This is a genomic window from Alkalibacterium olivapovliticus (genome assembly GCF_003003275.1).
GTDB classification, from domain to species: Bacteria; Bacillota; Bacilli; order Lactobacillales; family Carnobacteriaceae_A; genus Alkalibacterium; species Alkalibacterium olivapovliticum.
The window spans coordinates 15,237-29,026 of sequence record NZ_PVTO01000027.1 but is presented as its reverse complement, the minus strand read 5'-3'; the positions used below and the strand labels follow the sequence as shown (position 1 = coordinate 29,026).

The following is a 13,790-nucleotide window of genomic DNA, read 5'->3' as shown; positions in this document are numbered from 1 at the left end:
GTCTTGCAAGCTCATCCGTTCTATTAAGCCTTGGTATGAAGTTTCTGTTCGTCAGTGCAAGCATTTGCGTCCGACTTCCTTCAGATTCCGCCTCACGGCGGACACCCTTGTCTTTCGCTAACAGTTCCTACTGCCAAGTCTGTAGTGGACTTTCACCACCAAGTTATCGCCCATGCCGGGCGCACAAGAAAAAAGGACTTGTCTAAAGAAGACAAATCCTTTTGAGCCATAACTGTATTTCTTGACTCTTCTGAGTGGGTACTGAGTTAGTACCCACTCAGAACACGTTTTATTTAGCAGGAATTTCTGTAATGCCACCCATATACGGAACCAGCACATCCGGTATTTTAATGCTCCCGTCAGCCTGCTGATAATTTTCCAGTATGGCAGCTACTGTTCTTCCGATAGCCAGACCAGATCCGTTCAATGTATGCACGTAATCGATTTTGCCATCTTCTTCTCGTCTGTATCTGATTTTCGCTCTTCTTGCCTGAAACGCCTCAGTGTTTGAGCATGAACTGATCTCTCTGTATGTGTTCTGAGTTGGAATCCAGACTTCTAGATCATACGTTTTGGCTGCAGCGAATCCTGTATCGCCAGTAGACAACAGCAGTACACGGTAAGGCAAGTTCAGTTTTTTAAGAATTGCTTCTGCATTAGCTGTCATTTTTTCCAGTTCGTCGTATGAATCTTCCGGCTTGGAGAATTTGACCATTTCTACTTTATTGAATTGATGCAGCCTGATTAGGCCTCTTGTATCGCGGCCGGCACTTCCTGCTTCAGAACGAAAAGATGGAGACAAGGCTGTAAAGTATATAGGCAAGTCTTTTTCATCTAGGATCTCATTTTGATAATAGTTGGTCAAAGGGACCTCTGCAGTAGGGATCAGTGTCAGTGGGTGTCCATCAATCTGAAACACATCTTCTTTAAATTTCGGGAATTGTCCTGTACCGTACATGGCGTCATCATTTGCCAGGTAAGGTGGGATCACTTCTTCATACCCGTGTTCTGTTACATGCAAGTCCAGCATGAAGTTGTATAGCGCCCGCTCCAACCGTGCACCTAGTCCTTTATAGTAAAGGAATCGGCTGCGTGCAACTTTTGCCCCTCTTTCAAAATCTAGAATTTTTAGGTCATCCCCTAAATCCCAGTGCGGTTTCGGTTCAAAGTCAAATTCAGGCGTGTCACCCCAGCGGCGGATTTCTTCGTTTGATTCTTCATCTTCCCCAACTGGTAAAGACGGATGCGGTAAATTTGGCAGAACAGATGCTATAGCCATCGTCTGCTCTTCCAGTGTATCCAGCTCCGCATCGATTGCTTTAATGTCTGCTCCTACCTGTTTCATGGCAGAAATCGCGTCGTCCGCATTTTCTTTATTGCGTTTCTTCTGGGCAATTTGTTCCGTTACGTCATTGCGTTCTTTTTTCAGCTGTTCAGACTTTTGAATCAGTTCCCGCCGCTTTTCATCCAGTTCTTTCAGCTTGTTTACTTCTTCAGAGTCTACTCCACGTGTCTGCAGCCTTGCTTTTACATTCTCAAAATCATTTCGAATCAGTTTGATATCTATCATTTTTTCTCCTTCTTTCTCTTTGTTTTATTCTTTTAAGTACAAAAAAAGCAGCCTTTCCCCCATAAAAATAGGGACGAAAGGACTGCTTTTCGCGGTACCACCCAGATTCAAGAAGACTATATCCTTCTTGCGCTCGATCAGGATAACGGCCTGTGCCGAAATAATTTGGGCGTGTGCTTCATTATTTAGTAAAGATGATGGATTCAAGGAACAGCAGCATCAGTTTTCACCACCCACTGACTCTCTATACCTGCTGTGACCTCTACTGATTCATCTCAGATGTGGTTTATTCATGTGCCCTTATTCTACCCTACTTTACTTTAAAAGGTCAACATATTTTATAAGTTTAGAAGCGGTCTCGCACACCATTGAAGAATTCTCTCAGCCAAGTCGAAAAGACGGTAAAGACATTAGCCCGTTCGATTGATTGTGCAGCTGCTACATTAACTGAATCAGGCGCTTCTCCATCTAAAAATTCTAGGTCTTCTGTATTCTCCACGACCAGCTGACCCAGGTTCTCGCCTACTGAGATTGGGGCCTCAACTTCACCGTTCTGATTAACGACCTCTTCATTCGGAACAAATGTATATGAATAATCGGCTATATCTGATCCTTCAGGCAGGTAAAAAGCAATGGATTCCGTCGTTACTAAAGAGACCTCTTCTTCAACGCCATTACGAACGGCTATATTATACTCTTCATCCATGTCCATTTCGGCCTCAATGATCGTCGCATATTCAAATGCTCCAAACCCGTAGTCAAACAGCTTGGACGTCTCTTCAAACCGCTGTCCACGATTCGTGAAACCATCTCCAGCTCCCATGACTACGGATACCAATCGTCTTCCTTCAGATTCGGCAGTCCCGGTGAAAGTAGCTCCGGCAAAACTGGTTGTCCCGGTTTTAAGACCATCAACATCCATTCGCTCATGTGTCATACCTTCGAGCATCCAGTTCCAGTTCAGCATGTTGATTGCATCTGACGTCCCCTCTCTAAAGGTTTTAGTTGGAATGCTGGATGTTTCCAGCACTTCCGGGTAATCAGAAATCAATTGCTGAGATACCGTTGCAATCCCTTTCGCTGACATAATATTCTCTGCATCTTCATCGCTTCCCGGGTAATGGTTGCCTTCAAGGAATGAGTTATTCAAGCCCGTTGTGTTGTAAAGCTGGTATTCTTCCACTCCCCAAGATTCAACAAGGTCTCTCATGCGGTCAACAAATTCAGCTTCTGATCCTTCCATTTCTTCTGCCAGTGCGATAGTAGCTCCATTAGCCGAATAAATAGCCAGTGCTTCATATAACTCCTGAACAGTATACGTTCCGCCCTGTTGAAGAGGCACATTAGACAAGGCATAATTCTGACTAATAGCATGTGCGTAATCACTAATAGTAACTTCATCATCCCAGTTCAAATTGCCCGCTTCTATTTCTTCAAATAGGATATATTCTACCAGCATTTTTGTCATCGATGCGATACCGCGCTGATCTTCGGCATTCTGGTTATATAATACCTGTGACGTTTCAAAATCTATCAGTAAAGCAGATTCCGCTTCGACTGATAAATCAGCTTCTTCAGCAGAGACGGTGTAAGCACCTGCTAGAGGAACGGTCAGTGCAGCAATAAAAGAAGTTGTTAATCCTTTTTTCCAATCAATCATCATTTTTCATAACTCCCAATTCATGTATTTTCACATTTTTTTATTCAAGTCAGTTCAAGCTGTTTTTAATCAACATATCTTATGGTACTCTTTCACCTAAAAAAAAACAACCGTCTTTAATAAGAATTCATATTTTAGACATTCAATTGAAAACAGATAGTGACAGCAAAAAAAGTGAAAAAAGCTGAGCTCTTTTCACTTCCTGACTTATTTATCACTATTTACCGGGAACACAACAGTAAAAACAGTCCAGCCATTTACCACATTCGCCGTGATTGTTCCTTTGTGCAGTTCTACAATACTCTGGGCAATGGCCAGTCCTAGGCCTGTACCTGCTGTGTCCTGGGAACGAGATCTTTCTGCTCTGTAAAAGCGTTCGAATAACTGCTCGATAGCTTCACTCGGTAATGTTTCCCCGTTGTTTTTTACTGATACCACGACGTCATCAGCTACTCGGGCTGCATCGATTGTAATCAGCGTTCCCCCTTTTCCATACTTCAAGGCATTAGATAAGAGGTTATGGAAGACCCGAACGATTTTCTCTGTATCCCCTCGCATCATGATGGGTTTATCCGGGGTATTTGTTTTGATTTCCCGGCCTTTTTTAAGGGCCTCGAGATCAAAATCAATGGCCATCTGCTGAATGAGCTGTACCATGTCAAATGTAATGTAATCTAAAGGAGTAGTTGTCTGTCTTACAGTCGCATACTCGAACAAGTCATCAACGAGCGCCTTCATCTGTTTCGCTTTTTTGTAGGCAGTGTGCACACAATCTGCCGCTTCATTTGTTGACGAAAAGCGTCTTTCTTCAATTAAGCCCAGATATCCAATGATAGATGTAAGAGGTGTACGAATATCGTGACTGACATTGGTAATCAGTTCGTCTTTGCTCTGTTCTATTCGCCGCTCTTCCTCCATGGCTTCAATCGTGGAATCAACTAGCACGTGAATACTATCCACTACTTTCCCAATATCTCCACTGTAGTTCCCTCTGATACGGTGCGTGTAATTCCCCTGAGCAATGTAATGCAGTTCTTTGATGATATGCTGGAGTTCATATTGATGATAACGCCGTTTTAATCTCCAGTAGATTGCTACACCTGCTACGATGATCAGAAATACGAAAACGAGCGGAGTCAGCCCCCACAGTTCCTGATTTCGTATATCTTCGAACACGTTGCCGAAGATCCAGAACTCCCCAAACTGCTCAGGAAACGATGTGACAATCAGTCGGACAATTTCATATACAGCAAAATAACAAAGAAGGATGATTCCCGCCGTTACAATCGCTTCAAGCGCCAGACGCAGTCGTTCTTTAAATGTTAGCCGCATCTGCTTCTCTCCCCCTTTATTAATTTTCAATTTTATACCCGACTCCCCAGACTGTCTTGACAACATTTTCGCCACCCGTTGCTTTTTCAAGCTTGTCCCGCAGGTGGCTGACATGAACCATTACAGTCTTAGCAGGTACAAGGCTCTCCTGCTTCCAGACTTTTTCAAAAATTTCATCTGCATTGAACACTCGATTGGGGTTTGTTGCCAGCAGATATAATATGCCAAACTCAAGAGCGGTCAGTTGAATATCGATCCCGTCAACCGTCTCCACCTGATGCTGGTCTTTTCGTATAATGAGCGGTCCAATTTCCAGTTCGCCGGAATCAGCATGCTTTGTCCCATATCCGCTGCGCCTCATCAGCGATTTGACCCGAGCCAGTACTTCCAGTGGATTGAACGGCTTGACCACATAGTCATCGGCTCCATTAGTCAGTCCGCGTATTTTATCTATATCAGCCGTTTTTGCGCTTAGCATCAGTATAGGTAATGCTGACTCTTTTCGTATCTCTTTGACGACTTCAAGCCCGCTCTTTTTGGGCATCATCACGTCCAGGATCAGGCAGTCGATGTCCAGATGTTTCACTTTGTTCAGCACTTCCTGCCCATCATAGGCTTTTTCTACATCGAATCCTTCATTTTTTATATAAATTTCAAGCAAATCACAGATCTCTTTGTCATCATCAGCTACCAGTATTCGCATAGAACCCATCCTTCCTTACTCTAGTATCCTCTATTTTAGCATGTTAAAGTGGCTGAACTATTAAAGAATTCATAAAGAGTATGAAAAAAGCAGGGAATAGATCCCTGCTTCATAGCGGTTAGTCATTTTTGAGTAAACCTTGAATCGTTTTAGATACAAGCGTCGGTGCCACTTCAAAACTGTATGTTTTTTCGAGCCGCTCAGTAAATTTGTGAGAATCCTTACCGAACGGTCCAATATCAACGACTGGCAGCCCTAAGTCCTGCATTGCTTCTAACGGCAGTTTGTACTTTGTTCCAAAACCTGGCATGTTTTCTTTTAATGCATCGATTTCTCCCTTATTCTTGGGTGCTGATGCATAGCTCAAGTCTGAAATATAAGGGAAGAACTTTTTATAAACGAGTGAGTAATCTGATTCAGTTGAATCGACAGCTTGTGCTACTGCATCAAGCAGATTTTTTTCTTTAGTTGTTTCCCCTTTAACATAAATATGAGGATAGTAAGGGGGAGTGAAATAGACAATGATTACTGGTTCCTGATTTTTCCACATGGTCTGAAGCAGTTCGACCTCTTTGAGCGCATACTCACGTTCATCGACAGTGTCGTCAATCAGCCATTTCTCTTTCTCACGGTTAAGGTCTTTTTCAATTTCTTCCCCCTGATCTTTGATAACCTGTTTTTTAAGCTCATTATATGTCATGACTTTCGGCTTGTATGCATACGGTTCGAATACACGTCCCGTTAACTTGCAGTACTTCTCATATTGACCATTCACATCATGAATAACCGATTCAAATGCTTCTGTTGCCACTTTTTTCATTTTTCCAAGAACGACATCAGGCGTCTGGCTATGTGTAGCGTAATTGTAAAAGGCGTGTGCTGCCTTAGCCGTCTGGACAGAATACTCAGGTTTGAGATCCTGTTGCTTCAAGCTCATAGGCGGCAAGGTGCTTTCCCCTTCTACCGTGTCACATAAATCTGTATTTAAATTAATGCGCCTCGTCACTTCGGCTACCAGTTGATTAGGATCCAGGCCTTTAAAGGCTTCTCCAACATGTGTTTCTTTTCCTACCACGTAAAATGATGGCATGAGTTTCCCGACTGTCCCGACGTATACGTATTTATTTTCGTCTCCCGGGTACTCTGATGTCATATAATCCGTATTGATCAATGCTGTAAGGTTCAAATCATTCTCGTCTCTTAATTTGACGATTTCCGGTACACACGAGCGCATTCCGGCAGAATTGGCTTCTTCATCGCAGACCGCCGCAAACAGAATATTTCCTGAAAAGTCTTCAAGATTTTTTTCAATCTCTTCCATTAGAGTCATGATGATTGCATCCCCTGTTTTCATATCAAAGAGGCCACGTCCAAACAGGTAATTTCCGGACTCTAAGTCTTCTCTTGCGTCCGCTGGGAGCATGTCTTTTCTTAAATGCAGTTGCTTTGTCAGTTCATAGGGCATATGGGCCACATGTTTTAAATCACCGTAATCTGATATGCCAACTGTATCCGTGTGCCCGATCAGTACAACTGTTTTGTTATTGGACGGGTCTTTTTTACCACGGAGCAGCGCCATGACACTTTTCCTCCCCCACTTGTCGTGCGGTACAGGAACAATCATTAAATCTTCAGGATTTTCTTTGAAATAATCCATCTCCTGAAAAAAGTAGTGAACTTTCTCTGTGACCAGTTGTTCCTCAATTGTTTCAGTCACACTTCTTTGTCTCGTTAAATCGATTGCGATTTCTTCAATACGACTAGCTCTTTTTGACATTAAAAAGCCTCCATTAATTCGTTCTCATTTCATCTAAGTATAGTCCCGTATGATGTGTAAATCAATTGGCGACTTACAGCAATGTAGTCTATATCATCTATACCTGTTTTAATGCACCTGGCTTATGCATAACGGTCCAGGTGATAGACATGATGATCACTATAGTATCTATTCCTCCTCTTGACAGCTGAGACTTCTTTTTCATCCAAATGAACAGTTTCCAACAGTTTCGTCTGCCCTTGTGTAGACTCCTCATAAATGTCCAGCGTATCGTTGATTAAAATCAATTTATACAGTTTTGCTTCTTCCTGAATATCTTTTGGTTTTTTCAATCCCAGAGTAATCAGACTGAATCCGACATCCTTCCAGGAAAAGCGAGGCGAACGGTAGGCTGAAAATAATTCTTTCTGCTTCATTTTTTATTCTCCTCCAAAATCAGTATCAAGCGTACGAAAAAAGAGGCCGACCCATTATAGCCAAACCTCTTTTGATGTGTGATTAGGGACGAGTCATCCCCATAGCCACCGTAACATGCATCGTCACGCCTGTTACAAACGCATCTTCATCCATCCCAAATTTAGGGTGATGATGCGGATAGGTCATATCCTTTTCTTCATTGCCGACGCCTATAAATGCATATGTGCTAGGAACACGCTCGGAGAAGGCTGAAAAATCTTCGCCCCCCATAGCAAGCGGAAATTCAAAAACGTCTGCTCCAAACTCTTCGGTTGCCAAAGCTCTGACCTGATTCGTTTTCTCGTCGTCATTGACTACTGAACTGTATCCCTTTGTATACGTGTACTCGTAACCTGCACCATACACATCGCAGACATTTTTGACAATTTTTTCAATTGTTTCTTCAGCCATGATTCGTGTATCCAGATCGATCGACCTTACGCTGCCACCCAGTTCTGCCGTATCAGGGATAATGTTTTTAGCTGATCCCGCATGAAAAGTCGTCGTTGAAATGACAAATGAATCAAGTGGTGAAGTCACGCGTGATACAAGGGTCTGTAATTGGTTAATGATTTGTGAGCCAATCATGACCGGGTCAATTGAATTCTCCGGTTGAGAGGCGTGTCCGCCTTTTCCTTTGATCAGAATATCAAACTGATCAGAGTTGGCAGTGACAGGTCCATTCAAGATGCCTATTTTCCCTGTTGGAATAGGCGTGAACAGGTGCTGCCCATAAATGAAGTCCAAATCATCAAATAGTCCAGTTTGAACCATTTCGACTGCTCCACCCGGCGGCGTTTCTTCTGCGTGCTGGAAAATCAGGTAAACTTCTCCGTGCAATTCGTCGATGTGCTCAACTAATACTTTAGCTGCTCCCAGCAACATGGATGCATGACCATCGTGACCGCAAGCATGCATTACATTCTCATTTTCAGAAATAAAATCGATATCATTACGCTCTTCATTTATAGGTAAGGCATCAATATCCGCGCGCAACCCGATTTTTCTACCCGGATGAGACCCTTTGATGATGCCCAAAACACTTGTTTTTGTTGGCCGTTTGATTTCAATCTGCCCAATTTGATTTAACTGCTCCTCGATATACGAACTCGTCCAATACTCTTCAAAAGATAATTCGGGGTGTTTGTGCATTGTTCGTCTCCAGTTAAGAACATCCGGCATTACTGATTTAATTGTTTTACTCGTCATATCCATCCATCCTTTTTGTCTGTTCCGTATAGCTTACCATAACTAAATAAAAAATCAGCTGTGTCTTTTCATATCAGGAGGAACTGTTCCTTTACTCCGAGACTCGATCGACTGGGTAAGCATAGAAAACAAACCGCTCCGGAGCACTCCCTAAATAGTTAAAGGGATAACATGTCGAAACAACCAGAACCTCTTCTCCCATCTTCCCAACGACACTGGTATCATCTGCATCCACTATTTTTGTATCTTTTATTTCATAAATGTATTCCCCATAGGGCATTTCAACAATAAACTCGTCTCCGATTTCGAGGTCCGCAAAGTTACGAAAAACAGTATCCCTGTGACCAGACAAAATGATCTGCTCCCCTTGGCCCGGAAAGACCGTGCTCGACATATGCCCTACCCCCATATCCAGTGCATCCGGATCTGTTCCTTCAACAATTCCGATACTTCTGTCTATTTTAGGGACGTGCAGCAAGCCGATTGCGTCATGTTCATCTGGAGCAAACTCATCAATTAAAGACTCGTCATCCTTATTTGTATTGTCACGGATGGTTTGAACCGCTTGTTCGGCTTCCGCCATCGTGACAGAATGTGACTGGTTCTGCTGGTAGAGCGAGTACCCAAACCAGAGCATCATTGCCAGGCCTATTGTAATAAAGCCGTTTGCTATCCATTTCATGTTACCCCCCCTTAATATGTAAAAGCTGATCGTGCTGTTCAGCCTCTATTAAAAAAACACCTTAATACCTGACTGGGGCTTTCACCTCTAGAGATAGACTAAATATCATATTCCCCATGATAACAACCCCCAGATATCAGCCAATCTTTATACTTTCTCACTATGTAAAACAGGGAAAAGCGAAGAGCTCTTTCCCCTTCGCTTCCCTATTAAGTTATGCTTATTTTACCTTATTTTTTCTTGCGAAGAAAGTGCAGGCCCAAACCTGATACCATTCCAGTTAAACCAAGAAGTCCAACTGTCCAGACAACTGTCGCCGTTTGAGGTAAGCGTTCAGCTGAATCATCGTCATCTGAATCCACTACGGTTTCAGCCGTATCTTCATCAGTGTCGTCTTCAACATCTGCTTCACTCTCATCGTCAGAATCATTTGCATCTGTGTCAGTATCGTCTCCATCTGGAGCATCTGCATCTGTACCGTCATCATCAGCATCACCTTCACCCGGAGCGTCGATATCTGGATCATCATCTTCGCCTGGTGTTTCAATATCTGTTTCATCGTCATCTACATCGTCTTCATCTGGATCTTCGACGTCTGGATCGTCTCCATCTCCACCAGTATCGTCTTCAAGAGCGAATACACCGTACATAGAGAATCCAGTAACGTTTATGCTAATAAAGTTATCCGCAACGTCTCCACCTACACGGTCCCAAGCACCGGATTCTTCATCATAATAATAGACAAATACTTCTTCTCCCAGGAACTCATCATTTATACCTAAAGTCAGTGTAAATTCTCCTTCAAAGTCTTCTGATCCTTCAGGGTAAACGAGAGTGATGCGTACCACTTCACCGGCAACAACTAGAGTATAGCCACCTGTCGCTTCAAGCGTTGGAAGATCTTCCGCATCCACGTATTCTACAAGAATTTCAGTTCCTTCCGGTAAATCAGCTGGCGTTCTAACTGTTGCATCACCAGAACCGATCACCCCGACTTGCCCAGGAAGAATAGGCGTTTGAACACCTACTTCGATTTCTACTGGTGGAATGTCATCAAGTGAATTGACTAATGTTAATTCACCAAAGACTGATGGATCCTGCCATCCGCCACCTGTATAATCATTCCAGGCTGCAACGCCATGACGCGCGCCGTCTCTAGCGTCGTTGATCTGAATATCGAATCCAATTGTTTCCCACGCTTCAGGTGTGACATTTTTCCAAGGAATAGCCATTTCAACGACGTAACCTGAACTTGTCATGCGGGTAGCTGACTGGAATCCTTCACCATATATACTGGGATTAATAGATGCTTCATTTTCGTAATTCACTCGGTATTGTCCTACCCCATCGATGTAACTAGTCGTAGCTTCTCCTGTTTCGTTTACAAAAGCTTCTACTGAGTCCTGCTCGTGTGCAGCTTCAGCTGATATATCTAAAATACTGTCAGTCACTTGGTACAATACGTACAGGTTTTCTTCATCCCATAATACTCTACCCGTTCCAGAAGCCAGAATTTCATGAGCTTGCTGCATACGGTTCATGTTCAGAACTGGCGCTTCATTCCAGATACTGTCAATTTCAGCATTAATTTCAGGCGTACCATATACTGCATATCCCTGATTGGCTACTGCATCCTCAAGTGGGTATTCTTCAAGGAATGCATCGGGGTCAATAACAGCATAATACGCTGGTTTTGCACGAAGGCTACCATCAAACAGTAATGGGAAACGATCTGAACGCCAGCTGTTGGCATCATTCAATCCCCAGAAAGTGACTCTGTTTATAGACTCAGAGTGTTCACGGAAAATCTGGAAAATTCTAGCATAAACTTGTCCTTGTCTGATCCATTCTGCTTCTACATATTGATCAGATGTGTTAGTTGTAACATCCAGTTCTGTAATGCCAATTTCAATACCTAACTGTTCAAACCGTTCGATAGACTGTTTGACGTTCTCAGGATTGATATCGATATTGTAGTGACCCTGCATACCTAAACCAGAAATCAGCTTACGCGAATCATCTGGATTTTCAGCAGCATACTGTTCATTGATATCATCCACCATGTAGTACATAGTGCGTGCTTTTCCTTGGACGTGGTCGTTATAGTCATTGTAGTAAAGAACCATATCATCCCAGCCATTTTCGTCAGCCACTTGACGTGCATATGAAAAGGCTTGGTAAATGTAGTCATCCCCAATGGCACGTAACCATCCAGTATTGCGCAGGTTACTTCTCCAGTCTTCAGGATTTTCCCAGTTGCCGTCGAGAGCTTCATTAACAACGTCCCAGCTTCTGATTTCCCCAAAGTTTTCCATGACTGTTCTTATGTGAACACGCATGTTCTCCAAGGCTTCTTCTCTGGAAAGGGTAACGCCATTTTCTGTATGGTGCCACTCCGGAGACTGTGAATGCCATACTAATACATGACCATGAAGTTCCAAATTCTCTTCGTTCACTCTTTCTACAAGTGAGTTAACCCCACTAAAATCAAATTCTCGGCCATCATAAACGCCATCTGGTTTCATAGCATTTTCTGCTGTAACCAGACTATGGTGATGAGTCAGCAGATCCAGTCTCGGACTTTCCAAATCTGGAGTCGACACGATATTCCCGATTGTAAATTCATTTTGATAAGCCTCCTGAATAGATTGCAATTCAAGATCAACTTCAATTGGATCAGATCCAATCTGCTCAAAGTTTATATCATCAACATAGAAATCCAGGTTCACATTACCAGATTCGAGATAAATTGAAACGTATCCCCCACCCAGTGATGTATAGCGGTATTCTCCACGAATTTCTACCCAGCCATCCTCTGCGCTCAAGGTTGCACTTGAAATATTATGGTAAGTTGGAGAATCGTTCCCTACTTGAGTTGATAAGGTGATGGTCTGAGCCGTATCCTCATCGACTTTAACCCAGGCAGATACTTCATACGTCTCACCTGTATTAATAAAAGAGGTGACGTCCAATGAAGGGCCGTGCCAGTCGTTTTGACGATTTGATACATGTAGACTATATTGTCCGCCTTCAGTATGGTTTTCAGCATCTGTTATGTCTAATACTTCGCCACCATTACGGCCTTCAACTCCGTTAAGTTCCTGATCTTCAAAATCGATCAGTGTAAATTCGTCTGCCTGTGGGGCATCCGGATCTGGTTCTTCGTCTTCAACAGGTGTCTGATCAGCATTCCATTCTACTAATACTTCTGTGATATAGAAAGGTACTGTTGCAGCTACTTCATTAGTCTGTACTCTAAAGTTCTCGTAAACCTCATCACTCCATGTATAAGAGCTCACTAATTCGAACATTTCTCCTGCCACTAAATCAGTTTCAGCGATCAGCGGGTAACTGCCCTCAGGAGACTGCAGTAAAGCTTGAGAATTATCTGGAACCTCAACACCCTCATCTACATATCCGCGAATAGTCACTTCGTATGAATATCCAGCCTGCATATTCATGGCCTCAAAATTTAAATCCACACCGTGCCAGTTAGCTGAACGGTCTCCTACATACAATGCACCTTGATCCTCATTAAAGTCTGGCTGATGTTCGAATGTCGTACCTGCACTGGCAGCTCCATTCGTGTTTTCTGTGAAGTCATTGAAGTATAAAGTCTCTAATGAAGAGTCATCTTCTGTATCTGTCTCATCTTCATCAGATGGGTGTTCAGGAGCAACTGGTACCTCTGAGTCGTCTTCACCTACAACTTCTTCTGCCGTTATAAGAATGTCAGTAATTGCAAACTCCATTCCAACGCCAGCATCATTTGTCTTAATTCTGAACATTGAATCGTCTTCACTTTCAAATGCGCTATATGAAGCCTCAAGAGTGAACGCTTCTCCCCCAAGAGGTGTTGTTGTATTTAACCAAGTGTATCCTGCAACAGTCTCAAGATTAATGGAAGTATCATCAGGAATACTTTCTTCACTGCCTACAAATCCCTGAACTACAATATCGTATTCTCTTCCTGCTTCTAATCCAAGACTGTCAAAATCAAGATCTATTCCATCGTAGTCATTCTCACGATTCGTCACCCACACACCGGAATTATTAGTATTGCCTTCAAACTCTATGTTATTGTCCCATTCAAGCACTGCATTTCCAGAAGCAACAGCGACATCATCAGGGAAGTTTTCTTCAGAAAAATTATTATGATAAATTAGTTCTCTCTCAGTTTCTGTGGCTGTTTCATCTGTCGTATCCTGTGCCATAGCTGTTGTTGCCGATGCAAATATCGGTGCAACCAGCAATGCACTTAACAATCCGTTTGCCACTTTTAATTTAATACTATTCTCCATTCGTTTCCTCCTTATTCCTATAAAAAAATCTAATGCCTGCTCATTAGTATGTAATGAGACGACTCATAGACGACAATATAAAACAGGACCTTCGGGTTAT

General features: G+C 42.8%; 9 protein-coding genes and 1 other annotated feature. All 9 genes read right to left on the bottom strand.

Annotated elements, in window-relative coordinates; all coding sequences use genetic code 11:
• Positions 1-289: 289 nt before the first annotated feature.
• Complete coding sequence (gene serS, locus CLV38_RS11185; RefSeq protein ID WP_106195603.1) at positions 290-1,570, bottom strand: serine--tRNA ligase; 1,281 nt, start codon at positions 1,568-1,570, stop codon at positions 290-292.
• Positions 1,571-1,636: 66 nt separating this feature from the next.
• Positions 1,637-1,858, bottom strand: a binding site (T-box leader).
• A gap of 58 nt (positions 1,859-1,916) precedes the next feature.
• A complete protein-coding gene (locus tag CLV38_RS11180) occupies positions 1,917-3,233 on the bottom strand; it encodes a serine hydrolase (RefSeq protein WP_106195601.1) in 1,317 nt (438 codons plus the stop codon).
• 204 nt (positions 3,234-3,437) lie between these two features.
• Entirely contained in the window at positions 3,438-4,562 is a 1,125-nt protein-coding gene (locus tag CLV38_RS11175) for a sensor histidine kinase (protein WP_106195609.1), read from the bottom strand.
• Between the two features lie 19 nt (positions 4,563-4,581).
• Positions 4,582-5,265: a response regulator transcription factor gene (locus tag CLV38_RS11170; protein WP_106195599.1), complete on the bottom strand. Its 684-nt coding sequence runs from the start codon at positions 5,263-5,265 to the stop codon at positions 4,582-4,584.
• Between the two features lie 118 nt (positions 5,266-5,383).
• On the bottom strand, positions 5,384-7,042 hold the full coding sequence (locus CLV38_RS11165; protein WP_106195597.1) for a M20/M25/M40 family metallo-hydrolase: 1,659 nt from the start codon (positions 7,040-7,042) through the stop codon (positions 5,384-5,386).
• A 122-nt stretch (positions 7,043-7,164) separates the two neighbouring features.
• Entirely contained in the window at positions 7,165-7,458 is a 294-nt protein-coding gene (locus CLV38_RS11160) for a hypothetical protein (RefSeq protein WP_106195595.1), read from the bottom strand.
• A gap of 82 nt (positions 7,459-7,540) precedes the next feature.
• Positions 7,541-8,707 carry an amidohydrolase gene (locus tag CLV38_RS11155; RefSeq protein ID WP_211295473.1) on the bottom strand — a complete coding sequence of 389 codons (1,167 nt, stop codon included), beginning with the start codon at positions 8,705-8,707 and terminating at the stop codon, positions 7,541-7,543.
• 91 nt (positions 8,708-8,798) lie between these two features.
• Positions 8,799-9,389 carry a class D sortase gene (locus CLV38_RS11150; protein WP_106195591.1) on the bottom strand — a complete coding sequence of 197 codons (591 nt, stop codon included), beginning with the start codon at positions 9,387-9,389 and terminating at the stop codon, positions 8,799-8,801.
• A 230-nt stretch (positions 9,390-9,619) separates the two neighbouring features.
• A complete protein-coding gene (locus tag CLV38_RS11145; protein WP_106195589.1) occupies positions 9,620-13,690 on the bottom strand; it encodes an endo-1,4-beta-xylanase in 4,071 nt (1,356 codons plus the stop codon).
• Positions 13,691-13,790 lie beyond the last annotated feature (100 nt).

What these genes read in the sequence shown, in the direction of transcription:
- serS (WP_106195603.1), bottom strand. Translation starts at nt 1,570, where the DNA reads ATGATAGATATCAAACTGATTCGAAATGATTTTGAGAATGTAAAAGCA.
- CLV38_RS11180 (WP_106195601.1), bottom strand. Translation starts at nt 3,233, where the DNA reads ATGATGATTGATTGGAAAAAAGGATTAACAACTTCTTTTATTGCTGCA.
- CLV38_RS11175 (WP_106195609.1), bottom strand. Translation starts at nt 4,562, where the DNA reads ATGCGGCTAACATTTAAAGAACGACTGCGTCTGGCGCTTGAAGCGATT.
- CLV38_RS11170 (WP_106195599.1), bottom strand. Translation starts at nt 5,265, where the DNA reads ATGCGAATACTGGTAGCTGATGATGACAAAGAGATCTGTGATTTGCTT.
- CLV38_RS11165 (WP_106195597.1), bottom strand. Translation starts at nt 7,042, where the DNA reads ATGTCAAAAAGAGCTAGTCGTATTGAAGAAATCGCAATCGATTTAACG.
- CLV38_RS11160 (WP_106195595.1), bottom strand. Translation starts at nt 7,458, where the DNA reads ATGAAGCAGAAAGAATTATTTTCAGCCTACCGTTCGCCTCGCTTTTCC.
- CLV38_RS11155 (WP_211295473.1), bottom strand. Translation starts at nt 8,707, where the DNA reads ATGACGAGTAAAACAATTAAATCAGTAATGCCGGATGTTCTTAACTGG.
- CLV38_RS11150 (WP_106195591.1), bottom strand. Translation starts at nt 9,389, where the DNA reads ATGAAATGGATAGCAAACGGCTTTATTACAATAGGCCTGGCAATGATG.
- CLV38_RS11145 (WP_106195589.1), bottom strand. Translation starts at nt 13,690, where the DNA reads ATGGAGAATAGTATTAAATTAAAAGTGGCAAACGGATTGTTAAGTGCA.